The 24,604-nt window shown below is 57.4% G+C and carries 19 protein-coding genes; 11 read left to right on the top strand and 8 right to left on the bottom strand.

The window, feature by feature from the left end; translation table 11 throughout:
- Window positions 1–2 precede the first annotated feature (2 nt).
- Genes BLL38_RS01420 through arnC form a run of 7 tightly spaced genes read right to left on the bottom strand, consistent with a single transcriptional unit; the run spans window position 3 to window position 7,688 of the window.
- Window positions 3–1,376, bottom strand: a complete 1,374-nt coding sequence (locus tag BLL38_RS01420; RefSeq protein ID WP_076960975.1) for a UDP-glucose dehydrogenase family protein — start codon at window positions 1,374–1,376, stop codon at window positions 3–5.
- On the bottom strand, window positions 1,373–1,777 hold the full coding sequence (gene arnF / locus BLL38_RS01415; RefSeq protein WP_076960974.1) for a 4-amino-4-deoxy-L-arabinose-phosphoundecaprenol flippase subunit ArnF: 405 nt from the start codon (window positions 1,775–1,777) through the stop codon (window positions 1,373–1,375). Before arnF ends, BLL38_RS01420 begins: the two co-directional genes overlap by 4 nt.
- On the bottom strand, window positions 1,774–2,121 hold the full coding sequence (gene arnE, locus BLL38_RS01410) for a 4-amino-4-deoxy-L-arabinose-phosphoundecaprenol flippase subunit ArnE (protein WP_076960973.1): 348 nt from the start codon (window positions 2,119–2,121) through the stop codon (window positions 1,774–1,776). Before arnE ends, arnF begins: the two co-directional genes overlap by 4 nt.
- Entirely contained in the window at window positions 2,118–3,773 is a 1,656-nt protein-coding gene (gene arnT, locus BLL38_RS01405; protein ID WP_076960972.1) for a lipid IV(A) 4-amino-4-deoxy-L-arabinosyltransferase, read from the bottom strand. Before arnT ends, arnE begins: the two co-directional genes overlap by 4 nt.
- Window positions 3,770–4,654, bottom strand: coding sequence for a 4-deoxy-4-formamido-L-arabinose-phosphoundecaprenol deformylase (gene arnD, locus BLL38_RS01400; RefSeq protein WP_076960971.1), 885 nt, complete (start codon window positions 4,652–4,654; stop codon window positions 3,770–3,772). The genes arnT and arnD overlap by 4 nt, the downstream gene beginning before the upstream one ends.
- The gene (gene arnA / locus BLL38_RS01395) at window positions 4,654–6,657 is read right to left on the bottom strand and encodes a bifunctional UDP-4-amino-4-deoxy-L-arabinose formyltransferase/UDP-glucuronic acid oxidase ArnA (RefSeq protein WP_076960970.1); all 2,004 of its coding nucleotides are present in this window, start codon (window positions 6,655–6,657) and stop codon (window positions 4,654–4,656) included. Before arnA ends, arnD begins: the two co-directional genes overlap by 1 nt.
- The gene (arnC, locus tag BLL38_RS01390; RefSeq protein WP_076960969.1) at window positions 6,654–7,688 is read right to left on the bottom strand and encodes an undecaprenyl-phosphate 4-deoxy-4-formamido-L-arabinose transferase; all 1,035 of its coding nucleotides are present in this window, start codon (window positions 7,686–7,688) and stop codon (window positions 6,654–6,656) included. Before arnC ends, arnA begins: the two co-directional genes overlap by 4 nt.
- A 453-nt stretch (window positions 7,689–8,141) precedes the next feature.
- Here arnC and BLL38_RS01385 point away from each other — a divergent pair, with 453 nt between their 5' ends.
- The 11 genes from BLL38_RS01385 to BLL38_RS01335 all read left to right on the top strand — a co-directional run bounded on the left by BLL38_RS01385 (window position 8,142) and on the right by BLL38_RS01335 (window position 23,373).
- Window positions 8,142–8,927, top strand: a complete 786-nt coding sequence (locus tag BLL38_RS01385; RefSeq protein WP_076960968.1) for a M949_RS01915 family surface polysaccharide biosynthesis protein — start codon at window positions 8,142–8,144, stop codon at window positions 8,925–8,927.
- A 108-nt stretch (window positions 8,928–9,035) separates the two neighbouring features.
- A complete protein-coding gene (locus BLL38_RS01380) occupies window positions 9,036–9,950 on the top strand; it encodes a site-specific integrase (protein WP_076960967.1) in 915 nt (304 codons plus the stop codon).
- Window positions 9,951–10,091: 141 nt separating this feature from the next.
- Window positions 10,092–10,634: a fimbrial protein gene (locus BLL38_RS01375; RefSeq protein ID WP_076960966.1), complete on the top strand. Its 543-nt coding sequence runs from the start codon at window positions 10,092–10,094 to the stop codon at window positions 10,632–10,634.
- Between the two features lie 99 nt (window positions 10,635–10,733).
- Entirely contained in the window at window positions 10,734–11,504 is a 771-nt protein-coding gene (locus tag BLL38_RS01370; protein ID WP_090412694.1) for a fimbria/pilus periplasmic chaperone, read from the top strand.
- Window positions 11,505–11,652: 148 nt separating this feature from the next.
- Window positions 11,653–14,235 carry a fimbria/pilus outer membrane usher protein gene (locus BLL38_RS01365; RefSeq protein ID WP_207303149.1) on the top strand — a complete coding sequence of 861 codons (2,583 nt, stop codon included), beginning with the start codon at window positions 11,653–11,655 and terminating at the stop codon, window positions 14,233–14,235.
- 10 nt (window positions 14,236–14,245) lie between these two features.
- Window positions 14,246–15,400, top strand: a complete 1,155-nt coding sequence (locus BLL38_RS01360) for a fimbrial protein (protein WP_076960964.1) — start codon at window positions 14,246–14,248, stop codon at window positions 15,398–15,400.
- A 140-nt stretch (window positions 15,401–15,540) separates the two neighbouring features.
- Complete coding sequence (locus BLL38_RS01355) at window positions 15,541–16,758, top strand: EAL domain-containing response regulator (protein WP_076960963.1); 1,218 nt, start codon at window positions 15,541–15,543, stop codon at window positions 16,756–16,758.
- A gap of 95 nt (window positions 16,759–16,853) precedes the next feature.
- Window positions 16,854–19,712 carry a response regulator gene (locus BLL38_RS01350; RefSeq protein ID WP_076960962.1) on the top strand — a complete coding sequence of 953 codons (2,859 nt, stop codon included), beginning with the start codon at window positions 16,854–16,856 and terminating at the stop codon, window positions 19,710–19,712.
- Window positions 19,713–19,767: 55 nt separating this feature from the next.
- Window positions 19,768–22,062: a hybrid sensor histidine kinase/response regulator gene (locus BLL38_RS01345; RefSeq protein ID WP_076960961.1), complete on the top strand. Its 2,295-nt coding sequence runs from the start codon at window positions 19,768–19,770 to the stop codon at window positions 22,060–22,062.
- Entirely contained in the window at window positions 22,059–22,709 is a 651-nt protein-coding gene (locus tag BLL38_RS01340) for a response regulator (RefSeq protein WP_076960960.1), read from the top strand. Before BLL38_RS01345 ends, BLL38_RS01340 begins: the two co-directional genes overlap by 4 nt.
- A gap of 157 nt (window positions 22,710–22,866) precedes the next feature.
- Window positions 22,867–23,373, top strand: coding sequence for a hypothetical protein (locus BLL38_RS01335; RefSeq protein WP_076960959.1), 507 nt, complete (start codon window positions 22,867–22,869; stop codon window positions 23,371–23,373).
- Between the two features lie 211 nt (window positions 23,374–23,584).
- On the opposite strand, the gene BLL38_RS01330 is transcribed toward BLL38_RS01335, so the two are convergent.
- Window positions 23,585–24,421: a hypothetical protein gene (locus BLL38_RS01330; protein ID WP_076960958.1), complete on the bottom strand. Its 837-nt coding sequence runs from the start codon at window positions 24,419–24,421 to the stop codon at window positions 23,585–23,587.
- Window positions 24,422–24,604: the final 183 nt, after the last annotated feature.

The raw sequence follows: 24,604 nt of genomic DNA, 5'->3' as shown, positions 1-24,604 counted from the left end.
CCTCAGGCCTCCAGCAACCGTGGCACCCACTGTTGTTGGGGGATCGGTAAGTCACAGGACTGCCCACGCCCCATCGGGAAGTAATCGAAGCCCTTGCGCGCCAGGCGCTCGGCGTCATACAGGTTGCGCCCGTCAAAGATCACCGGCGCCTTGAGGCGCGCGTGCAGCAGGTCGAAGTCCGGGGCCTTGAATTGCTGCCACTCGGTGCAGATGATCAAGGCATCGGCGCCGCCCAGGGTCGATTCCGGGGTGCCCATCAGCATCAGGCGCGGATCATCGCCGTACAGTTTCTGGGTTTCCTGCATGGCCTCGGGGTCGAAGGCCCGCACGTTGGCCCCGGCGGCCCACAGCGACTCCATCAGCACGCGGCTGGGCGCATCGCGCATGTCGTCGGTGTTGGGCTTGAACGCCAGGCCCCACAAGGCGAAGGTCTTGCCGCGCAGTTCGCCTTTGTAGAACGCCCGGATCCGCTCGAACAGTTTGCTTTTCTGGCGCTGGTTGATGGCTTCCACCGCTTCGAGCAGGTCACTGGAGCAATTGGCCTGCTGGGCGCTGTGGATCAAGGCGCGCATATCCTTGGGGAAGCACGAGCCGCCGTAGCCGCAGCCCGGGTAGATAAAGTGGTAGCCAATCCGCGAATCGGCACCGATGCCCAGGCGCACCGACTCGATATCGGCCCCCAGGTGCTCGGCCAGTTCGGCGATCTGGTTGATAAAGCTGATCTTGGTGGCCAGCATGCAGTTGGCGGCGTACTTGGTCAGCTCGGCGCTGCGCACGTCCATGAAGATGATGCGGTCGTGGTTGCGGTTGAAGGGCGCGTACAGGTCGCGCATCACCTCGCGTACTTCCTCGCGCTCGCAGCCGATGATGATCCGGTCGGGGCGCCGGCAGTCGGCCACGGCAGAGCCTTCCTTGAGAAATTCCGGGTTAGAGACAATATCGAACACCAGGCCGCGCCCGGCCAGGGCCTTGTCGATATGGGCGCGCAGGGTGTCGCCGGTGCCCACCGGGACCGTGGATTTTTCCACCAGGATCACCGGCTCGACACGGTGGCGGGCCACCGCATCGCCCACCGACAACACGTATTTCAAGTCCGCCGAGCCGTCTTCGTCCGACGGTGTACCGACCGCGATAAACAGCACTTCGCCATGCTCGACCGCGAGCTTTTCCTGGCTGGTGAAGGTCAGCCGGCCGTTCTCCAGGTTTTCCCGCACCAGGCTGGCCAGCCCCGGCTCGAAAATACTCACATGGCCCTGTTGCAACAGGCGCACCTTGTTTTCGTCAACGTCCATGCAGATCACATCGTGACCGACTTCGGCCAATACGGTGGCCTGTACCAGGCCAACGTAACCACTACCAAATACGCTGATTTTCATGGGGTATTCCTGGGGCTTATAGGGCCGATACGACGGGAGTTGATGGTCAGGACGCCAAGGATGACCAGGGCCACCCCCAAGGTCCGCGACAGGGAAAAAGGTTCGTTGAAGCCCGGCAGGCTGGCCGCCAGCAGGTACACCAGGACGTAGCTGATACTCAGCAACGAATAGGCGCGGCCCAAGGGCAGGTGCTGCAATGCACCGAGCCAGCAGAGCATCGACAGGGCGTAGGCCACGATAGCCAGGGCCACCACGCTCAGCGCCAGGGGATCAACCAGCGGAGCGTTGAGCCACTCGGCCGGCAAGGGCAGGCGCGTCATGCTCCAGCGCATGCCCAACTGGGCCGCACTGACCAGCGCCACGCTGGATAACGCCAGGGTGAAACCGCGTAACCGGCTCATACCTGGCCTCCCAGCAGCAGCACGCCGCCCATCACCAGGGCCACGCCGATCCAGTGGCGGCGATCCACCGGCTCATGGAACACAAAGCGCGCCACCAGGGTGATCAATACAAAATTCAAGCTGAGCATCGGGTAGGCAATCCCCACCTCCAGGCGTTGCAGCACCAACAGCCACACCAGCAGGCCCAGGCCCAGGCACAGCAGCGCCAGCCACAGCCACGGCGAGCGCAGTTTCAAGGCCCAGCCCGCCGGCTGCCCACGCCAGCCTTCCACGGCATACTTTTGCGCGATCTGGCCCAGGCAGGTCAGCAGGCACGCGGCCAGGAGCAGCAGCAGGGTGATCAAGGCGCCACCTGTGGGAACACCAGGATCACCATGTTGCCTTGCTCATAGCGCTGGCCGTCCTTGGGCAATAACTCGACTTCGCGCACTTCGCTCTCGCCCTTGACCCGCATCACCACGCCCACCGAGCCCTGTTTACGGGCCTCGGTCATCCATTGTTGGACTTGTGTGGTGTCGACCCGGCGCGCAGCGCTGTCGGGGTAGGCCAGGCCGTATTTGACTTCGCCCTGGGTGTCGTACAGCGTCACGTCCGGGCGCTTGAGCCGCCACGCCAGGGCCGAGGCCGCGCCCAGGTCGTTACTCAGCAAACGCTGGGTGCCGGCCAGTGCTTGGGCGTGGTCGGCAATGAAGCGGTCCGGGGTCTTGTTGTAAACCACCGACTGCGGCAACGCTGCCGGCACCAGGGCCACCAGCAACCAACTGCCCACGGCGGGCGCCGCCCACAGGCGCAGCGGGCGGGCGGCCTGCAACAGGTTGGCGATAATCCAGCCCAGCAACACGATAAACACCAGCACCAGGCTCGACAGCTCCTGTTGCGGGGTATAAATCGGCTTCTTCAATTGGAAATACACGATGGCCAGCAGGCCCACTACCCCGAGGATCAGGTTGAGCCAGCCGTTGACCTGCAACACCCGGCCACGGGCCTGGGCCAGCTTGTCGGCCAGGGTATGGCCCATCAGCAATGCCAAAGGCAGCAGGCACGGCAGGATATAAGCCGGCAGCTTGCCCTTGCTCAAGCTGAAAAACGCCAGGGGCATCAACAGCCACAACACCAGGAAGCCGGTCTTGTGCGTGCGTTTTTCCTGCCACGCCTGCTTCAGGGTGGAGGGCAGCAGGGCCAGCCACGGCAAGCTGAAGGCGGCCAGCAAGGGCAGGTAGTACCACCAGGCCTCTTCATGCTGGGCATCCTCACCGGCAAACCGCTGGATGTGTTCGTGCCAGAAGAAGAAGTTCCAGTAGTCCGGTTCCTGGGCATGCACCATCAGCGCCCAGGGCAGGCTGACCACAATCGCCACGGCCACCGCCACCAGGCCATGGCTCAGCAGTTCGCCAAAGCGCTTTTGCCAGACCATGTAGGGCAGGGCGATCAACACCGGCAGCAGCCACGCCAGAAAGCCCTTGGTCATGAACCCCATGGCGCAGGCAAACCCCAGCAAGGCCCAGGCGCCCAGGCGGGCGTGCCGGCTGTGGCTGTCGATACACAGCCACAAGGCCACCCCCGTCAGGTTCATCCAAAAGCTGAACTGCGGATCGAGGTTGGCGTAGCCACCGGACATCGCCACGCTGACAAAACTCATGTACAGCACGGCGCTGACCAGGCTCTTGCGCGGGTCGTTCCACAGGCGCCGGGCCATGAAGTACACCAAAAGGATGCTCAAGCCCGTGGCCAGCGCAGAGGCCACGCGCACGCCAAACAGGTTCTGCCCGAACAGGGCCTGGCCCAGGGCGATCATCCAGTAGCCGGCCGCCGGTTTTTCAAAATAACGGATGCCCATAAAGTGTGGCGACGCCCATTTGCCGGTCAGCAGCATTTCCTGGCTGATCTGCGCGTAGCGGGTTTCGTCCGGGATCCACAGGCCATGGGTGACCATCGGCAGCAGGTAACACAGGCCGAAGACCAACAGGAGCAGGGGCAGGGCCCAACGTCGGATCATGCCTTTTGCACTCCCAGCCAGCCTTCGCGGCCGTCGAGTACGCCGCGTGTCAGATGCGCCAGAGGCAGGCTCGCCAGGTCGGCCGGCAACAAGTCGCCCAAGGGCTGGAATTGGATGCCGCGCTGCCCGGCCTGGGCGAGCAACTGGCGAAATTCATTGGCCATCAGAATCCCTTCTACTTCTGCGTGGATCGTATAGACGTTGAGTGTCGATTCGGTGAACCGATCAAGAATGAAGCCGTTGAAGTCCTTGGCCGCGACCTGTGGCCCGACCACTTCGTCGAAGGTCGGCAGGTCCACCGGGATCTGCGGCGTGCCGGCGCGGCCATCGGCGAGGAGCGGGCGGAACAGGCCGCTGCCGCGACAATCGCTGTTGTAGCGCAAGCCAAAGCCTTGCTTGGCCTGCACCACACGCTCATCGGCCCGCCAGCCGGCGGCGGCGGAACATTGCACCGGGGCGCCGAGGATATCGCCCAGGGTGTCGAGCCCACGGCGTACCTGCTCCACCAACTGCGCCTCGCTCCAGCGCCCGGCATTGGCCTGCCAGCCATGGTGATCCCAGGCATGCAGGCCCACTTCGTGCCCGGCCGCCCTGGCCTGGCGCATCAGGTGCCCCAGGTCGCGACCAATCGGTTTGCCCGGCCAGGCGGTGCCGGCCAGCAGGATGTCCCAGCCATACAGCCCGGCCGCGTTGGAGCGCAGCATCTTCCACAGGAACTGCGGGCGGATCAGGCGCCACAAATGCCGGCCCATATTGTCCGGGCCGACACTGAAGAAGAACGTCGCCTTGATGCCGGCCTCATCCAGCAACTCCAGCAACCGTGGCACCCCATCACGGGTGCCGCGGTAGGTGTCGACGTCGATGCGCAAACCTGCCTTCATTATTTGCCCGCTTCGCGGGTCTGGGCGACTTCCAGCATCGCTTCACGCAGGAAGAAGTCCAGGGTGTTGCCGATGGTCTCGCTCATGGCCACGCTCGGTGCCCAGTTCAGCAGGCGCTTGGCGTTGGCAATGCTCGGTTTGCGGTGCGCCACATCCTGATAACCGGCGCCGTAGAAGGCTTTGCTTTCCACTTCGCGAAAGCCGGCGAACGGTGGGAAGTTGCCACGCAGCGGATGGGCCTCGAACTGGCGCAGCAGCTCTTCGCCCAACTGGCGGATGCTGGCTTCGTTGTCCGGGTTGCCGATGTTGATGATCTGGCCGTTGCACGCGTCGTTATCGTTGTCGATGATCCGCGCCAGGGCTTCGATGCCGTCGGCAATGTCGGTGAAGCAGCGTTTCTGCTCGCCGCCGTCAAACAGGCGGATTGGCGTGCCTTCCACCAGGTTGAGGATCAACTGGGTAATGGCGCGGGAGCTGCCGATACGCGCCGAGTCCAGGCGGTCGAGGCGCGGGCCCATCCAGTTGAACGGGCGGAACAGGGTGAAATTCAGGCCCTTGGCACCGTAGGCCCAGATCACCCGGTCCAGCAGTTGCTTGGAGACCGAGTAGATCCAGCGCTGCTTGTTGATCGGGCCGACCACCAGGTTGGAGGTGTCTTCGTCGAAGTTCTGGTCCTGGCACATGCCATAGACTTCAGAAGTCGAGGGGAAGATCACGCGCTTGTTGTACTTGACGCAATAGCGCACCAGCTTGAGATTTTCTTCAAAATCCAGCTCGAACACGCGCAACGGGTTGCGGGTGTATTCGATGGGCGTGGCAATGGCCACCAGCGGCAGGACCACGTCGCACTTCTTGATGTGGTACTCGATCCACTCGGAGTGAATGCTGATATCGCCTTCCACATAATGGAAGTTGGGGTGGCTGCGCAGGCGCTCGATGGCGTCGGAGCCGATATCCAGACCATAGACCTCGTAGCGATCGTCACGCAGCAGGCGCTCGGACAGGTGGTTGCCGATAAAGCCGTTGACCCCCAGGATCAGCACCCGGGTGCGCCGTGGTTTAGCGCCCGACTCGGCGCCGCGCAGGATCGAGCCGTCCACCAGGCCCAGTTCATCAGCCAGGGCCGGGCCGGTCAGGTACAGGCCATGGTCATTGCGCTGGCCGAAGTGGATGACCAGGGAGTCTTCACCGCAGGCAATGCGCAGCGGGTTGACGCTGATCACGCGCCCCGGCGCCTGGCCTTCATTGCCCTTAAGCACTTCGGCTTGCCACACGATCAACTTGTGCTCGCCCACCGCACAGAACGCGCCGGGGTACGGCTGGGTCACGGCACGTACCAGGTTGAACAGCGTTTCTGCGGGTTTGCTCCACACAAGCTTGCCGTCCGCCGGGGTGCGGCGGCCAAAGCAGCTGGCCTGGCTTTCGTCCTGGGCGGTTTCGCGCAATTTGCCCTGGGCCAGTTGCGGCAGCGCGTCACGCAGCAACTGGGTGGCGGCCTCGCGCAGTTTGGCGTGGAGTGTCAGGCCGGTGTCGCTGCGTTCGATCATGACTGTTTGCTGGGCGAGAATCGCACCGGCGTCGGCACGCTTGACCATGCGGTGCAAGGTCACGCCGGTTTCGGTTTCGCCGTTGACCAGCACCCAGTTGGCCGGGGCGCGGCCACGGTATTTGGGCAGCAGCGAACCGTGCAGGTTGAACCCGCCCTGGCGCGCGGTGGCCAGCAGCGCCTCGCCCAGCAGGTTGCGGTAGTAGAACGAAAAGATGAAGTCCGGGTTCAGCTTGGCCACACGCTCGACCCACAGCGGGTGGTTGGCGTCTTCCGGGGCATGCACCGGGATGCCACGGCGTGCGCACAACTGGGCGACGGAACCGTAGAAGGTGTTTTCCTTGGGATCATCGGCATGGGTGAACACGGCAGCAATTTCGTAACCCGAATTGAGCAGGGCTTCGATGCCTGCACAGCCAATATCGTGGTAAGCGAAGACAACAGCTTTTGAACTCATGACTGAACCTGACTGGAAGAGGAAGGGGAAGACTGGGAGGAGGGCAGGCCATCGACGATGACCGTCGGGGCCGGCGTGGTGGGCGCGTTGCGCAGCACCTTTTCAATAAAGAAGCGTGGGCGGGCGCGCACATCGCTGTACATGCGGCCCAGGTATTCGCCCAACAGGCCCATGCCGATGAACTGGCCACCGGTAAACACAAACAGCACGGCGAACAGCACGAACAGGCCATCGCCGGCCCAATCGGCACCGAAGGCCAGGCGCATGATGATCAGGGAAAACGCAAACAGCATGCCCAGGGCCGCCAGGCTGAAGCCGACAATGGACAACAGGCGCAAGGGCGTGGTGGTCATGCAGGTCAGCAGGTCGAACATCAGGCTGATCAGGCGCATGGCGCTGTATTTGGACTCGCCATGTTCGCGCTCGGCGTGGTGCACCAGGATCTCGGTGGTATGGCGCGCAAAGCCGTTGGCCAGGATCGGAATAAAGGTGCTGCGTTCACGGCAGGCCAGCATGGCATCGACGATGGTGCGTCGGTAGGCGCGCAGCATGCAGCCATAGTCGGTCATGGCCACGCCGGTGGAGCGCTGCACCGCCAGGTTGATCAGGCGCGAAGGCCAGCGGCGAAAGGCCGAATCCTGGCGATTGTTGCGCACGGTGGCGACTACGTCGTAGCCCAGGGCCGCTTGCTCGACCAGGCGCGGAATCTCTTCCGGTGGGTTTTGCAGGTCGGCATCGAGGGTAATCACCACCTCGCCCCGGCATTGCTCGAAACCGGCCATGATTGCCGCATGCTGGCCGTAGTTGCGGTTGAGGATCACTGCCACCACATGGCTGCCGGGCTCTCCAGCCGCGTCTTCCAGCAGTTGGGCGGAGGTGTCGCGGCTGCCGTCGTCCACCAGGATGATTTCATACTCATAGGCCAACTGCGCGCACGCAGCCCGGGTACGGCGCAACAGTTCGGGCAGGCTCTGTTCTTCGTTGTACACCGGGATAACGATCGACACGCAATGAATAGGGTAGGGTTTCAAAGATTCATGACCTCGGGTTAGAGCAACTTTGAGCGTAGAGATGACAACAAACAATGGATGAAAGTGCAGACGGCTGAATAAAAAATAGCCGCTAGCAGCACCATCCTGAGTAAAGCCCACAACGGCCAAAGATAAAGCATTATCAAGGGGTTAGTCAGCAAAGCAGGGTATTCCCTCAAGTATTACGCTCAAGATTAAGCGCAAATTTGTCCAGCGAATATGAAACGCAGATGAAAAACTCGTTTATTTGGTGGGCAGACAGCTAGTGTTCAGCTGGACAATAACGAGCGCAGACAAACGATAACGGTTTGCACTGTAATCCTTATCTGTAAGTGTTTTAGTGCGTACTCACCATGAATTAACCGGTTTTTTAATCCGTGGCGCCTGAAGAATCTTCTCTGCATCCCCCTGCAAGTCCCGGTAAAGTAAGCGATCTCTTGCCTGGATAGTCGGATGAATAGCGTGCAGTTACGGCCTGTCTTGATGATGTTGTGGATGACGCTGGGAACGGCCCATGCCGTCGGGGCGCGTGCGGGGGAGAGCCTGACGCCGGTGACTCAGGTTCCCGCCGGGGTCGAAGTCCGGGGCCGGCAGGTGGCCGCCTATAGCTGGGATGACCGGCAAGGCCACAACCTGCTGGTACTCGCCGAGCAGGAAGCGGGCGAGCGCGATGACGACGGCACGCAATCGGCCTCGATCTATGCCGCCCAGTACCTGCTGGAGGGCGACCGCCCCAAGCGCCTGTGGATGCTGCATGACGATGTGCAGCGCTGCGAATTCGACGCTGGCCTGCATTTCGATAACGCCGCGACCCGCGTCACTGATCTGCTGGGTGACGGTCTGAGCCAGGTGACCGTGGGCTATTCGCGCACCTGCACCAGTGATGTCAGCCCCCGTGAATTCAAACTGATCATGCATATCGGCAAGGCGCACAAATACGGGCTGCGCGGTATCGACCGCCATGGCGCCAGTTGGTGGGACGAGGAAGCCGGCGCCCTGCGGGGTATGCCGCTGCCCACCGATTGCAGCGTTGCCGGGCAGCAGGCGTTGCTCAGCCAGTACCAGGAGCAGGGCACCGACCTGCCATTGCCCGGCTGCTACAACGACGAGCATGACTTCGCCAAGGCACCCGCCAAGCTGCTGGTGTTTATGCGCCAGCAGTGGTTTGCGCTGATGCAAAAACAGGATGCCGACTGGAGCCAGCAACAAAGCCCGGCGCCCGCCGAGGATGAGCCCTAGTTTGGTAGGGTGCGCCGACCTGCGTTAGACTCGGCGCTCGCCAAACCACTAAATACCGAGATTAAACATAGGCTTAGTCTCGATATTTAATCTCAAGGCTGATCTATTTTGACCGAGATTTCCCGCAACCCCCTGACCCTGTATCTCGCGCGCCTGGCGCCCTCCAGCCAATTGACCATGCGCTACGTGCTGCAAGATGCCGCCGACCGCCTGGGTTTTGAAGAGCTCAACCTCGAAGATATCGACTGGCACCTGCTGCAACCCGAACACGTGATGGCCCTGGTCGCCGTATTGCGCGAAGACGGGTACGCGCCCAATACCTCATCGCTGTACGTCAACGCCGTGCGCGGGGTGATGAACGAAGCCTGGCGCATCAGCTTGATCAGCCAGGAGCACCTGCTGAAAATGCGCTCGGTCAAGGCCACCGCCGGCACCCGCTTGAGCCATGGGCGTAACCTGCGCCGCACCTTGATCCGCGAACTGATGGATGCCTGCGCCGCCGACCCCAGGCCACAGGGTTTGCGGGATGCGGCGGTGATCGGGATCCTGTATGGCTCGGGGATGCGCAAATCAGAGTCGGTCAACCTCGACCTGGCCCAGGTGGACTTTGCAGAGCGCAGCCTGCGGGTGATCGGCAAGGGCAACAAAGAGCTGGTCAAGTACGCCCCGGCCTGGGCGTTTGCCAAGTTGCAGGCATGGCTGGAATATCGCCGTGAACATTTGAAGGAAGGGGAGCAAGACGATAGCTTCCTGTTCAACCGCATCCGCCGGGGCAGCCACATCACCCGCGAACGCATCACCAAACATGCGATTTACTACATCGCCCGCCAGCGCGGCGAACAGGTGGGGGTAAAGATCATGCCCCATGACTTCCGGCGGTCGTTTATCACCCGGGTGATCGAGGAGCATGACCTGTCGATTGCACAGAAACTGGCGCACCACACCAATATCCAGACCACCGCCAGCTACGACGTGCGCGATGACAACGAGCGGCGGCGGGCGATTGATCGGTTTGATCTTTGACGTGTGCCTGGCTTTAAGATCAGCCGTGATAGCGGTGCTTGGGGCTCATTTTGAGAATCCTCTGATACTTACATCAGATTACTCCGACTAAATTGGCATCGTTGTCCACGAGGACACGATTCCTTTCAAGCGGAGCACATCATGAACACCTCAAACAGCCTTATCGCGTCGATTTTTGCCGTCAGCGCCATGGCCTCCCAGTTCGCATCGGCGACGCCAACCACAGGTACCATTACCTTCACGGGTGCACTCGTTGCGGATACCTGCCTCATCGGCGGTGGCAGCAATGACCTCAGCGTGTCCCTGCCATCAGTCCAGACAACCAGTTTGGCCGCAGCGGGCCAGACCGCCGGCGATACGCCTTTCAGCATTGTACTGAGCGGTTGCTCGCCTTCGGTTCCCGTGCGCGCTTTTTTCAGCTCTGCCAGCAGCGGCATTGATGGTGCCACCGGACGCCTGAAAAATACTGGCCTGGCTACCAACGTACAAGTCCAATTGCTCAACAGCGCGAGCGCGCCAATTGCACTCAATAATGCAACTGCCGCGGCCCAGGGCGACACGCTGAAAACCACCAATGCAACGGGTGCTGCCACGCTGACCTACACCGCTCGTTACTTCGCAAGCGATGCCACAGGTGCAGGCTCGGTGAACTCCAGTGTGATGTACGAGATTGTCTACAACTAAGGCTAAGGCCCCAACCAGACCGCGTTGTATCGACACGGATGATCGCGATTGTTGTCGCCGCGCTCATCCAGCTTTCTCAGGCGACATCAGTGACAGGTCATGAACATCAAAAGCAAATTTTACGTCGTTCTGGGTGCCAGCCTGCTAGCGCTGGGGCTGGTGGCCGGTTCTTCTGCGAATGCATCGGTGGTGATTGCTGGAACCCGGGTTATCTATAACGCACCAGAGCACGAAACCACGTTGAAAATCAGCAACAAAGGCCAGGAGCCAGCACTGATTCAGGCGTGGGTGGACAACGGCGAGGCGAATGCAGAACCGTCTGAAATCGATGTTCCCTTTACCGTGACGCCTCCACTGGCACGCCTTGATCCGCAAAAGAGCCAGACGTTACGCATTTTCTACACCGGTGAGGCACTGCCCAAGAATAAAGAGTCGGTCTTCTGGCTTAACGTTCTGGAGGTTCCACCCAGGCCGGCTGCAGATAAAGAGGATAAAAACCACCTTCAGCTTGCTATCCGTTCTCGGATCAAACTGTTTTTCCGGCCTGCCGACCTCAAGGGTGATGCCGCACACACTCCGGGCAGCATCACCTGGCGCTTGATTCGGGATGCCGGAGGCAGCGCCCTGGAAGCGCATAACCCCAGCGTATTTCACGCCTCGTTCGCCAGTCTTGAGGTCGGCAGTGGAGGCAAGACGGCCACGTTTGAGGAGGGTGGCATGCTCGCCCCCGGCGAAACGCGCAGCTTCCCGTTGAAAGGGCAGGTTAGCTCGGGTATCGACGCCAAGGTCCACTACCGCGCGATCAATGATTACGGCGGTATCACCGAGGGGGATGCCAGCTTGATCAGTACTCCCAGCCAGGCCAAGTGACAAGGGCCTCTTACCGTCACTGACTGCTGACTGACCCTTCCCAAGAACTCCAGGAATTGCTGAACGATAGCTGCGTGTAGCGCTGCGACGGCTTTGCTGTTCCTGTCATTTCGGTAGTACTGCGATGCAAATCCGCGTGAGTCCTCGTTTGTCCCTTCGCCAAGGCTCGATCAGTCTTTTGATACTGCTTTGTGTCAGTGTCCTGGTGGCCGCCGAACCGGCAAATACAGCGAAAGAAGTCCAGTTCAGCAATGACTTTCTGCGCGCCGGGAAACAGGCGATCGATACCCGCCGTTTTAGCAAGGGCAATGTGGCTCCGCCGGGACAGTATCGGGTCGATTTGTACGTCAACAAGAGTTGGCTGGCGAAGACCGACATTACCCTGCGGGCAGTGGGCGAGGACAAGGGCGATGCACAACCGTGCTTCGACCGTGATTTGCTTGAGCGTATCCATGTCGATCTTGGCAAGCTCAGCCCACAAGCCAGCGCGCTTCTGGCCCAAGGGAGCACATGCGCCTGGTTACCGATGTTGATTCCAGATGCCACGGCAGTGTTTGACTTCGGTGAGCAAAGGCTCGATATCAGCGTGCCCCAGATCGCCATGAGTCGCAGTGCTCGCGGTTATGTCGACCCGCAGTTCTGGGATGAGGGTGTGACGGCAGCGCGCCTTGGTTACAACGCGAACCTGTATCGCAGTGATTCGGCGGGCACGTCATCGACACAAAGCTATGTGGGATTGAATAGCGGCGTGAACATGGGGGCCTGGCGTCTTCGTCATGATGGCAACTATAGCCAGAGCCCTTATCTGGGGGGCAAGTATCAAAGTATCCAGACCAATCTGCAGCGCTCGGTGGCACCGCTCGACAGCCAGTTGGTGATCGGTCAGGCCTATACCGATGGGTCCATGTTCGAGAGTGTGGGATTGCGGGGGGTGCAACTGGCGACCGATGATCGTATGCGTCCCGACTCTCAGCGTGGGTACGCACCGATCATTCACGGTATTGCCCGCAGCAACGCAGTGGTACAGATCCGCCAGAACGGCAATCTCATCTACGAAACCAACGTGGCCCCCGGCGCTTTTGAAATCAACGACCTATATCCCACCGGTTACGGGGGGGATCTTGAGGTCGTGGTGACTGAAGCCGACGGTAGCGTCCATCTATCCAAAGTACCGTATGCCGCCCCGGTAAACTCGGTTCGCGAGGGCGTCACACGCTACAGCTTGAGCAGTGGCAAGTATGACAATCCGGGCGTTGACGAGTCGCCTTGGCTGGTGCAAGGCACGCTTCAACACGGGTTTACCAACATGCTCACGGGCTATGGCGGTGTCAGGGCCGCAGAGGGCTATTCGGCGACGCTGGGCGGCATGGCGCTCAACACCCGTCTCGGTGCGTTCGGCGTGGACATCACACATGCCGTTGCCCAACTGTACAACCAACCTGGGCAGACAGGCCAAAGCGTGCGTTTGAGCTACAGCAAGCTCCTGGCACCGACCAATACCAATATTGCTGTCGCCGCCTACCGCTATTCAAGCAGCGGTTACCTCGATTTTCAGGACGCCGTGATGCTCAACGATGCGCAACGCAAGGGTACGCCCCAGACCTGGGACTCGCTGATGCGCCGTCGCGGCCAAATGCAAGTCACTGTCAACCAGAGTCTGCCTGAGGGCTATGGCAACTTTTATGCTTCGGGTTCCAGCCAGGACTACTGGGATCGTAGCGGTCGCGATGTGCAATATCAGTTCGGCTACAACAACAACTACAAACAAGTGAGTTATAGCGTTTCGGCCTCCCGGCAGTTGGATATCACCCAGGATCGATGGGACAACACGCTGATGTTGACGATCGGTTTTACCCTTGGCTCCGGTGGGCACCCACTCTACTCGACAACGACCGTACAGAAGAGCTCTAGCGGTCATAGCAGCCTCCAGGAGGGGGTCAGTGGCACCTTGGGCAAGGACAACAATTTCAGTTACGGGATGAACGCCAGCCGTAGCGACAACCAGGGCGCCTCCGGCAGTACCAATATGGGAGGCAATGCCAGCTACATCTCTTCAATGGCTCGTGTCAGCGGCAGTGTCAGCCATAGCAGCGGCTACAGCCAGATGGGGGCCAGCCTGTCGGGAGGTGTGGTGGCTTATGACGGCGGAGTGGTGTTTACGCCAAGCCTGGGTGAGACCAGCGCCATCGTGGAAGCCGATGATGCCGTTGGTGCGCGCATCACCAACGCCAGCGGTTTACGCGTCGATCCATGGGGACATGCGGTGGTATCGGGCCTGACGCCTTATGCGCGAAACCAGGTGGAGATCGATCCGAAAGGCTTGCCCGTTAACGTAGAGATGAAGTCAACCATGGAGCAAGTGGCGCCGACCGCAGGGGCGGTGGTCAAGCTGAAATTTGAAACCGTCAATAGCGGTCGTGCGGTGTTCCTGCGCTTGACCACCGCGCAAGGCCAGTCGCTACCGTTCGGGGCGCAAGTGTTCGCGGCAGATGGCAGCACTATCGGGACGGTTGCGCAAGGCGGCCGCCTCATTGCACGAGGCCTGAAAACCGACAGCGGCGTGTTGAACGTCAAGTGGAGTGACGCGAGTCCGCACGCCTGTCGAGTGGATTACCAATTGCCAGCACGGGTCAAGGGCGACGAGCCGAGCACTGTCGCCATCAGCGCGGTTTGCCAACCCATTGCCGCAGACAGCGGCACTGCGACGCTGGCTAGCCAATCGAATGAGTAACGGGAGAGTCATGCTTGTGCAAACCATCAATATGAACCAGACCGCTGTCAGCTTGCCAAGCCCGGCACTGGCTATTCGCGCCCATCTTCAACGCTGGATCCTCGCGGTGTCGTTGATCCTCTGTTGCGGTATCGCACAGGCTTATCAGTGTGGAGGCGGCTATGCGCTGGACCCGACTGTTCCCGTCACGATCGGTGGCAATGCCATCACCTCGTCGGCGGATACGCCAGTCAACGGCTGGATCGGTGACTGGTCGGGGTACAACAAAACATTCCGAAACTGGTGGTGCTATGCCTCTACGGGCGATGTGTTACGACCACAGCTCAGGGGCACCGGGCAACTGGCTTCACCGTCCTCGCTGACCCTTGACGGGGTCACTTACAGCGTGTTCAAGACCGGGGTCAGCGGGCTTGGCATCGTATTTCAATGGCATCCGATCTACGGGACTGCCGATAGCTCGGGAAATTACACCGGTACGGTCTATGAGCCAGCCACTGATGTGCCGTTGACCAACACGTATAACAATTCAGCACCGGCCTGGAACTTCTCACTGGCGTACCAACAAACGGATATCGGCATTGCAATCAGTGCACGCTACGTCAAGATCGGCCCCATTGCCGCAGGAAGCACCCTCGTTGCGCAAAGTGCTGTGACCATTGGTACTACTACGATTCAATACAACGGGGCTGTATTCGGTACGAACAACATCACCTTGACCCAGCTCAAATCCACATTTCCAGTTCTTGGTTGTACACCCACGACCAACGTATCCGTGAATATGGGGGTCCATTCGGCATCAGAGTTTAAAGGCGTCGGCACGACTGTCGGAAAACGTAGCTTCACTCTCCCATTGAACGATTGCCCGGCGGGTATTGGCACGATCAGGTTCACTTTGCACCCGGTCAGTGGCAGCGTCGGGGACATCGCAAACGGTGTCGCACAGTTGACACCGGGGGCAGGGGCGGCCAGTGGGATCGGCTTGCAAATCACGACGACGCAAGCAGGGACCGTGGTCGGGTTTGAGATGAACTATCGCTTTTCCGGTTACACCGGGATGGCGGGTAATTATCAGATCGGACTGGACGCGGCCTATTACCAGACACAGGCCAATGTCACTGCGGGCACGGCCAACTCACTGATCGAGTTCACCATTGACTATCAGTAAAAGGCATATTGCGAACTGTCTCATTTTTACCCGTCAGACCAGCGCTTAGGCTAAGGGCATGTCGATCGTGCATGCAGGACACAAGCAGGGCGCATGCAGGAATACTTAACCTGTAACGGGTAACCCACCGAGGGCAATGTATGAGTCAGTACGATGCATCGAACAGACACAGAGCAGAGTCAACCTCTGTACTTTTGGTCGAAGATCATGTTTTTCAGCGCGAATACGTGGCGCAACAATTGCGTACAGACATCGGCGTTGAGGTGGAGTGTGCTTCAAATGGCATTCAGGCCCTGGAGATGCTGAGGGTCAAGCGCTACGACTTGATTATCTGCGATCTGGCCATGCCCGACATGGACGGGATTGTATTTATCAAGCGCCTGGCGGAGCTGAACGAAAAGCCAGATCTTGTCGTGCTTTCGTCACAACCCGTCGCGCTTATTCAGTTGGTAGAGCGCCTGGCCAGCTCATTGGGTTTCAGGCAGTTGAGTGCATTGAGCAAACCGCTTGATACGGGCGAGCTCAGCGCTGCCATGCGTGGTTTCGATAGCACACGTAGCCTGTTGGCCGTGGCGTCGCCCGGCGCAGTCTCATCACCGATGCCCACTGACTCTGTGGACGTGCTGGAAGGGTTGATCGGCAAACAGTTTACCGCGTGGTATCAGCCGCAACATGATCTTGAGACCTCCAGGATCGTTGGGGTCGAGGTGCTGGCGCGCTGGAATCATCCTTCAAGAGGCATTCTGTTGCCCTCGGTATTCTTGAACACCATCATCTCGTCGGGCTGGATCAACCACCTTAACTCGATGCTGTTGGAAAAAGCCCTGAGGGCCCAGAGTGCTTGGCGCAAGATGGGCTGGCCGCTCACCTTGTCGTTTAACATTCCTGTTTCATTGCTCGCGGAGGAGTCGCTTCCCGAGCGTTTACTGGCGATTGTCGAACAGTGTGGAGGCGACCCGGCGACACTGATGCTGGAGTTGACCGAGACGACCGAGACCGACGACTACAGTGACTACCTTGCAGGGGCGGCACGCCTCAAATTAAAGGGCTTCAAGTTGTCCATTGATGATTATGGGACAGGGTACTCGTCGCTGTTGAATTTGATGTCGGTACCCTTCGACGAAATCAAGATAGATCGTGTATTTGTTCACGGTGCACATAAGAACCCTGTCACTCAGGCCGCCCTTGAAAGCAGCCTTTCCCTGGCTGAACGGTTAAATATAAAAGTGGTTGCAGAGGGCGTTGAAGACCCTCAGGACTTGGCGCTGCTTAAAAAACTGGGCTGCCGTACTGTGCAAGGTTATCTGTTTAGCAAACCCATGACGGCGTCGGCGCTGGAGCAGCGGTTGCTTGGTTGAATGGGGGAGGGGCGAAGCCTGCGGCCTCCTGTTTTTTGCTTGAGTTTAAGAATCCTCTCATTCTAGAGGTTTGGTTCGGCGAATAGTATTTCGTCATGATGAAGCATACTGAACGCCTTCCAGATAATTGGGTTTTACATCCGAAATTTGCTTATAAGCTGATTGGTTGCCTGGCGATTGCATTTATACTCGGGGTACTGGGCGCTGTCGTCATGTATTTTTATGTCTCGGTGATATCCGAAGCCTCGGAGTACCGTAAGAATTTTAATAACGGTTACACTCAAAGCCGAGACTTCTTTGAAAAAAATGAGCTTCTGCTTGCTGGGATGATCAAAAGCGTCAACTTTGTAAGCGGCTTGGCTGCTCCCTCTTCAAACCAGGGAAAAGAGCGCTTTTATTTGCAGCCCATACCGGCGCCAGATAGCCATAATGGAATATTAAATCTGTCTGCGCAAATGCGTAAGGAACTTCGCGAGTCGAATGTCAATATCATTTGCGTTGACATGGCCGCGGGCGTTGCACGCTATGTATTCAAATCTGATACAAGTAACAGCAATAAGCTAAAACAGATTTCTGAGCAACTTCAGGATGTTGACGGATCCAAACAATTGGAGAATGGGCTGCACGTATTTCAATTGGGGACCGGCAACGAGAAAAAGTCATATATCTTTGAACCGATTTCATCGCGACTGATGCCGCATGCCTGGCTCGGAATAGAGGTGCCTCATGCGCGCGTTCAAAAATCAATAATGAGCGAAATGAACGCGGCGCCGCAGTTGGGTATCAAGTACATGATTCTTGATAAGAACGGGCGAATAATAAGTAGCGTTCCAGAGCTGGACTTGAACGACCATCGTACTATTGAGTTTTTGAATGCGATGAACAATAAGGGGGACGGTTTTGAAAGCTATGGCGCCCCTGTATTCAACGTATCATTGAAAAAAGAATTGGGCGGCGGGCGGCGCTGGGTTGTTTATTATGCAAGTTATAGTGACGTGTTGTGGCAGGTGCGTTATTCGGTGGTTTTCGGCTGTTTGGTTTTTATTGCTTCGCTGGGGTCGGCTTATATTGTCATGCGCTACATGCGCCGCGCAGTATTTCTTCCAGCACAAGAGCAGGCTGTGCAACTTATGGAGCGAGAGGCGTTCAACCGTACGATGTTGGAACTGGCCCCCGTCGGGATCTGCGTATTCAGCCGGGAAAGTGGAAAGTTATTGCTTCAGAGTGAAAAAGCCAAGGCAATGCTCGCATCGTATGTCGAAATGGGCGGGTGCCGTGCAAGCCTGCGTGAGTTCTTTATGAGTGTCCCGCTGAAAGGCGGTGAAACGTCCTATCGCACGGGTGTGACAACATTTACCCCTCATGAAAGTACCCAACGCTACATTCATGTTTCGTTGGCAGAGTTGCAATACAACGATCAGCCTGTTCTTTTCTGTTCATTTGTCGATGACAGCGAACGCAGACGTGCGGAATTGATGATGGCTGCCGCCAAAGAAGCCGCCGACGAGGCCAATGCGGCCAAATCTACGTTTCTGGCGATGATGAGTCATGAAATTCGTACTCCGTTGTATGGCGTGTTGGGCACACTGGAGTTGCTGGGAAACACGACGTTGCTACCGCAGCAGCGGGGTTATCTGGGCACCATCGAACACTCCTCCAGTAACCTGCGGCACATCATCGATGACATTCTGGACTTCTCCAAGATTGAGGCAAATCAGCTCGCCTTGGAGTTGGGGCAATTCAACCTGATTGAACTTGCACAGCATGTGGCCAGAAGTTTCGTATCGCTGGCACAAAAAAAAGGCGTGGAACTGTACTGCTGCTTGCAACCGGATTTACCGCTACTTGTTGGGGACCGCAACCGTCTGCAGCAAGTGCTGAGTAATCTGTTGAGTAACGCGGTGAAGTTCACCGACAGCGGCAAGATCGTCATTCGTATCGGTGGCGTTAAAAATGCGGCAGGCAGGTTCGATGTGCGGATACAGGTTTCGGACTCGGGCATTGGCATCGCAAAAGCGTCGCAGGCCAAGCTGTTTGAACCGTTTATCCAGGCCGACCATTCGACGGCCCGGCGTTTTGGGGGGACGGGGCTGGGGTTATCAATTTGTCGAAAACTCGTGGAGTTGATGGGGGGAGAAGTCAATCTGGTCAGCGAGTTGGGCCTGGGGAGCAGCTTTAGCTTGTTGCTTGATCTACCGATTGCCGGGACGCTGCAGCCGATCAGCCTGGCGGGACTGTCTACCGTCCAGGTATTGGCGGGTGCCAACGAACAACGTGAAACATTGCTCGCGCTCATCGAGCATGCCGGCGGCCGGGCGTACCCCCTGACGGGAGTCTTGCCCGCGTCAGCACACAACGACGTGTTGCTCGTGACCTGGCCGCACCGGCCTGAAATGACCTTCGCAAACAGATTTGCAGGTGTCGTCTGGCTTGACCCGCAAGGTGCGTCGATACCTGAATGGCGTGAAGACGGTTGGCATGTGAGCAGTCTGTGCCAGCAGGGAATTGTGCAAGCCCTGCAACGGGCGGGCGGAAATGAACTCGGCGGGGTCCGGGCATCACCGGTCTTAGTGCCTGCGGTGCCCAAGACGTTGCACGTGCTGGCGGTTGAAGATCACCCCATCAACCAGCGGGTTCTGACCGAACAACTGCAGCAATTGGGCTGCCAGGTAACGATGACCTCGGATGGTCGTGAAGCTTTGCAGCGCTGGCAACGTGGTGAATCCTTCGATGTGGTCTTAACTGACGTGAACATGCCAGAACTGGATGGTTACCAGTTGACCCGGCGATTACGGGCAGAGGGAATAAAAGTGCCGATCGTCGGCGTGACGGCCAATGCCCAGACCGACGAAACAGAACGCTGCTTGCAGGCAGGTATGGACGGCTATCTGGCCAAGCCTGTTTCCCTGGCGGGGCTCAAGCAGGAACTCCTGCGAATTGGAGGGTTGCGCTAGCAGGTGACTCACCGACGACACCAGAGAAAGGTGGTCTACGCCAAGAGTTTGAGCAATGTTTGATCAGGTCACACTCATTGAGGAGGGCGCAGTGAATTGGCTAGCCATTATTTTCTCGTCATGCGCGCTGGCGTTGGGGCTGGCGAGTGCCGTGTGGGCAGCAAGAAGAGCTCGGCGTCGAATACCTGTTTTGGAACAGCCAGACTCAATGAACATGCTTGAAGTGCGTGACCTGGTCCAGGTAGTGATGGATCGATCGCTGGTGGGGTTGTGCCTGCTGCGCAAGAGCGATGGTGAAGTACTGATTCAGAACGAGCTGTCTGGCGAGCTGATAACCGTTGATGTCGAGTACGAAGGGCGGCGCTGGGGGTTGCGCGACTATTTTTTGATGCTGTTTGACAAGGAGGTAACTGCAACCGATCTCCTTGAAATTGATGCCAAAAGGCCGGGCACCGGGTGCTCAGTGCGTATTCTGGCTCACCTGGTCGAGGTTAAGTATCACCACGAGCCGGCACTGTTTTGTTCGTTTGGCGATGACAATAAGCGCAGGAATGCGGAGTTGATGCTGGCCTCGGCCAAAGACGCCGCCGATGAGGCAAGCTTGGCTAAATCAACCTTCCTGGCGATGATGAGTCATGAAATTCGCACCCCTTTGTACGGCGTCTTGGGCACGCTGGAGCTACTGGCAAACACTACGCTGCTACCACAGCAGCGAGGCTACCTCAGCACCATTGAACATTCCTCCAGTAACCTGCTGAATATCATCGATGACATTCTGGACTTCTCCAGGATTGAAGCGAATCAGCTGACTCTGGAGTTTGCACCGTTCAATCTTGTTGAGTTGGCTGAGGGTGTGGCGAGGAGCTTCGTCTCTTTGGCGCAAAAAAAAGGGGTGGCGTTATATTGCTGTCTACAACCGGATCTACCGCTGCTCACAGGGGATCGTAACCGTCTGCAGCAAGTGCTGAGTAATCTGTTGAGTAACGCGGTGAAGTTCACTGACAGCGGCAAGATCGTCATACGGATCGAAGGCACTGAAAATACGGCTGGCCAACTCGATGTGCGGATCCAGGTCTCGGATTCGGGTATTGGCATCCGTAATACCTTGCAGGCCAAGCTGTTTGAACCGTTTATCCAGGCTGATAATTCCACGGCCCGGCGTTTTGGGGGGACGGGGCTGGGGTTGTCGATTTGCCGCAAGCTGATGGAGTTGATGGGCGGAAAAATAGAACTGGTCAGCGAGCTGGGCCTGGGCAGCAGCTTTACCTTATTGCTTGAGCTTGCGATTGCCGAAAAGCTGCAACCGACCAGCCTGGCAGGGCTGCCTATCGTCCACGTGTCTGCGGGCGCCAACGAGCAACTTGAAACATTGCTTGCGCTAGTCAAGCATGCCGACGGCCAGGCGCAGCTCCTTACCGAAACCCTACCGGACTCAGCACACCACGACCTGTTGTTGGTGACCTGGCCGCACCGACCAGAAACAGCTTTGGACAACCGGTTTGCAGGCATTGTCTGGCTTGAACCGCAAGGTGCGCCAACACCGGAATGGCATGAAGACGGTTGGCATGTGAGCAGTATGTGCCAGCACGGAATTCTGCAAGCCTTGCAACGGGCGGCCAGAAAGGAGCCCGGCGGGGTCCGGGCATCACCGGTCTTAGTGCCTGCGGTGCTCAAGACGTTGCACGTGTTGGCGGTTGAAGATCATCCCATCAACCAATTGGTACTGACCGAACAACTGCAGCAACTGGGCTACCAGGTCACGATGGTCTCGGATGGTCGTGAAGCCTTGCAACGCTGGCACCGTGGTGAGCACTTCGACATCGTGGTGACTGACGTGAACATGCCAGAACTGGATGGCTACCAGTTGACCCGGCGGCTACGGGCAGAAGGGGTCAACGTGCCTATTGTCGGGGTGACCGCCAATGCCCAGACCGAGGAAGGAGAGCGCTGCTTACAGGCGGGCATGGATGATTATCTGGTCAAACCGGTTTCACTCGCGGCACTACGAGAGGCATTGCAAGCCGTTGGCGTTTCAATTGCAGGGGGCTCAAAGGCCAATGTGATGGCAAAACTGGACGAGATCAAACCGGCCATGCGCGATTTGTTTGTTTCAACAACCAGGCACGATTGGGCGGCTATGATGAACTCACTGTCAGAGGGTAATGCCACGGCAGTCACTCAGTATGCCCATCGCATCAAGGGCGCCCTGGTGACGATCGGCGCTATGGACGCGGCAGAGTTTTGTTCGCACCTTGAAGAGATCGCCGCTTCTGGTCACCTGTCCCGGGTTGACCCGTGCCTGGGTCGTTTGAAGGAGTACTTGGATCCTATATTGGAGGCGTCATCATGACCCTTAAAGTGGTTCTGGCAGACGATCATCCAATTGTTTTGTTCGGGGTTCGTATGGCCCTTGAAAATGAACCCGGCATTGAAGTCTCAGGGGAGGCGCAAGACTCGACTGCATTGGTCGAGTTGATGGACAAAGTAAAGCCCGATGTTTTGATCAGTGATTTTTACATGCCTGGCGGTAAACATGGAGACGGGTTGACGTTAGTTTCGTTTGTCAAGCGGCGCTATCCAGATGTCAAGTTGATCATTCTTACCATGATGACCAATCCATCAATACTGGACAATATCGTTACTGCCGGGGCAGAGGGTGTACTGCTCAAGAGTAGCGGACACGATAACCTTGTTGATGCGATTCGGGCTGTTGTCCAAGGCAGAAAGTACATAGGTGCTGCGGTCCAGGCCCTGCTAAATGAAGTCAAGGTCAACAACTTGAATTCGCGTGGGGACGGGGGGCAAAAGGTACTGTCGAGTAAAGAGTCGGAGGTCATGCGGCTATTCGTGAACGGGCACACGGTTTCTGAAATCGCCAATATGCTCAATCGAAGTGTGAAAACCATCAGCCATCAAAAAATATCAGCTCAGCAAAAGCTGGGGGTTGCCAATGACAAGGAGTTATACGAGTACGCGTTACGAAACGGCCTGCTTTGATAGCCATCTGGATGATCGATGAAATTAAAAGCAGGGTGGGAAGTATTTAAGGTTTAGAGTTAACTCATCTAAATGACTATTTAGTTTAGTTATATTTAATAGTTATTAAGGGAGGAGGGTAGGTCATCCTTATATTCACTATAAAGGGCAATGAATTATGGATTATGAGCGTTTGCCGAGTACCTGGGTTATCGAGGAAGCGCGTGCTTTTTTGAGGGCCGCACAGATCCTCGAACAAGGTGCCTCAAACGGTGATTTCCATCTCTACTGGCCAGCCGTGATGAATTCGGCGCTCGTGTCTGAGCTGCTTCTAAAGTCATTCCTTGTTGAGGCTGACCCTCGATTTCCAAGGTCTGAATATGATCCTGAAGGACATTTGCGTTTGGTCGCCGGCTTGCCAGGAAACAGGCATGGCCTGATGGATCTGTACAACGCTATTCCTATTGAGCTGGCTAACCAACTGCGTGAAACGTCGGAGAGATTGGCTCCAGGCTTTCAACTGGAAAAATGGATCACGGCTAGCTCGAAGCTTTTCGTTGGCACCCGGTATCCATATGAAGCCAACTCGGTTCAAGCCGTTGACCTGGATGTGTTGAAGCTCGCGCCGCACTTGGATCAGGTGCTGGAGGAAATGACTCGTCAACCAGTCAGTGCCAGGCTTTAAATCTGACCACCAGAGCCCGCCAGCTCCGTATATGATACTTCGCATAATGTATATTATGTTAAATAAAGGATTATGTCAGAGATGCTCCTGAGCCGCCTAAACCACTGATTCTACAAACCTGCCTCTGACGCCCACCGCCAATTCGTACTCAACTCGTGAGACACCAGCGCAGAAGCTGCAACACAACTGCGGGCTCAGCAGACGCATCCGATTAGCTGTCACACGCCACTTCCGACTCGGGAACCTTGACTCGCTGAGCCTTGAGTTGGCACCCTTTAAGGAGAAGTAGCTCATCGAGTCGAGTCACGAATTCGCTGCTAGCATCTTCTGGTATAAGAACGGCTGCTAGCAATTGGGTGAATGGTGCGCTGAGAATAAAACCAGACTCGTCGACATATCGGAATAGCTTCTCGGAGGCCACGCCACCATTACGATAGTTTTTGCCATCCTTAGAAACATCGAGCCCTTCATGCCGTTTAATCCACTTGAAGTCTGGAAGAATTTTCTGATTAAAAAATATCAACTGCCGGACATCAAGAGCTACGCGATACTCTCTCTCAACACCGAACTTAGGATCTTTTGTAAAAAAGGCTTCTCTCTGACCTTGTTTATTCACAACATACCTAACGGGTTCAAATCTATATCCGATGGGCAGTACGTGATCCAAATAATCTCCAAGCTTGAGTCTATCAGCCACAAACAGGACGCAATCGGCTGATTTTGCGTAGCCCCCATAACTATCCCACATGAATCGAGACATATGCTTATCCCAATACCAACTCTGGATAAACTGGTCTTTTTTCTCACTGACCATCTGACCGTGAGTGAGGTTCGCAGCCTCTTGCTGAGACAGCCGCAACGCCTCAGGCACCTTCATATTCAAAATTTCCAGAATACGCTTTTCGTTGTGCCCAAAGTGCTCACGATCACCTTCGGTGGGGTCGTCGGGATATTCGTCTGTCCTCCGGAGATACAACCCCTCGTCCCTTAGAACTTTTAGTGCTCGCTCTCCGGGCATGTAACGCTGCAGGTGAGTTTGATGAAACATGTCTTCTAATGTCCTTATCCGCGTAGCGACGCATATTAGCCATGATCACTGACAGGTTCCAACCACTACACTGGTCGGAACCCACACGACATCACCAACACTGAGGTTTCGCCTGGGCCCTCCTTGTTCTAGCTCCCTCCTCCCTGACGGTGACGCGTACGCGTCAACGATCAGATTGCCTAT

The organism is Pseudomonas gessardii, assembly GCF_001983165.1.
Taxonomy (GTDB): Bacteria; Pseudomonadota; Gammaproteobacteria; order Pseudomonadales; family Pseudomonadaceae; genus Aquipseudomonas; species Aquipseudomonas gessardii.
This window is presented reverse-complemented; position numbering and strand designations above follow the sequence as displayed.

Excerpts from the sequence above, each read along its gene's own strand:
- BLL38_RS01355 (WP_076960963.1), top strand. The coding sequence starts at position 15,541 with ATGAGTCAGTACGATGCATCGAACAGACACAGAGCAGAGTCAACCTCT.
- BLL38_RS01385 (WP_076960968.1), top strand. The coding sequence starts at position 8,142 with ATGAATAGCGTGCAGTTACGGCCTGTCTTGATGATGTTGTGGATGACG.
- BLL38_RS01360 (WP_076960964.1), top strand. The coding sequence starts at position 14,246 with ATGCTTGTGCAAACCATCAATATGAACCAGACCGCTGTCAGCTTGCCA.
- BLL38_RS01420 (WP_076960975.1), bottom strand. The coding sequence starts at position 1,376 with ATGAAAATCAGCGTATTTGGTAGTGGTTACGTTGGCCTGGTACAGGCC.
- arnD (WP_076960971.1), bottom strand. The coding sequence starts at position 4,654 with ATGAAGGCAGGTTTGCGCATCGACGTCGACACCTACCGCGGCACCCGT.
- arnT (WP_076960972.1), bottom strand. The coding sequence starts at position 3,773 with ATGATCCGACGTTGGGCCCTGCCCCTGCTCCTGTTGGTCTTCGGCCTG.
- arnF (WP_076960974.1), bottom strand. The coding sequence starts at position 1,777 with ATGAGCCGGTTACGCGGTTTCACCCTGGCGTTATCCAGCGTGGCGCTG.
- arnA (WP_076960970.1), bottom strand. The coding sequence starts at position 6,657 with ATGAGTTCAAAAGCTGTTGTCTTCGCTTACCACGATATTGGCTGTGCA.
- BLL38_RS01370 (WP_090412694.1), top strand. The coding sequence starts at position 10,734 with ATGAACATCAAAAGCAAATTTTACGTCGTTCTGGGTGCCAGCCTGCTA.
- BLL38_RS01340 (WP_076960960.1), top strand. The coding sequence starts at position 22,059 with ATGACCCTTAAAGTGGTTCTGGCAGACGATCATCCAATTGTTTTGTTC.
- BLL38_RS01350 (WP_076960962.1), top strand. The coding sequence starts at position 16,854 with ATGATGAAGCATACTGAACGCCTTCCAGATAATTGGGTTTTACATCCG.
- BLL38_RS01345 (WP_076960961.1), top strand. The coding sequence starts at position 19,768 with ATGTTTGATCAGGTCACACTCATTGAGGAGGGCGCAGTGAATTGGCTA.
- BLL38_RS01330 (WP_076960958.1), bottom strand. The coding sequence starts at position 24,421 with ATGTTTCATCAAACTCACCTGCAGCGTTACATGCCCGGAGAGCGAGCA.
- BLL38_RS01375 (WP_076960966.1), top strand. The coding sequence starts at position 10,092 with ATGAACACCTCAAACAGCCTTATCGCGTCGATTTTTGCCGTCAGCGCC.
- BLL38_RS01335 (WP_076960959.1), top strand. The coding sequence starts at position 22,867 with ATGGATTATGAGCGTTTGCCGAGTACCTGGGTTATCGAGGAAGCGCGT.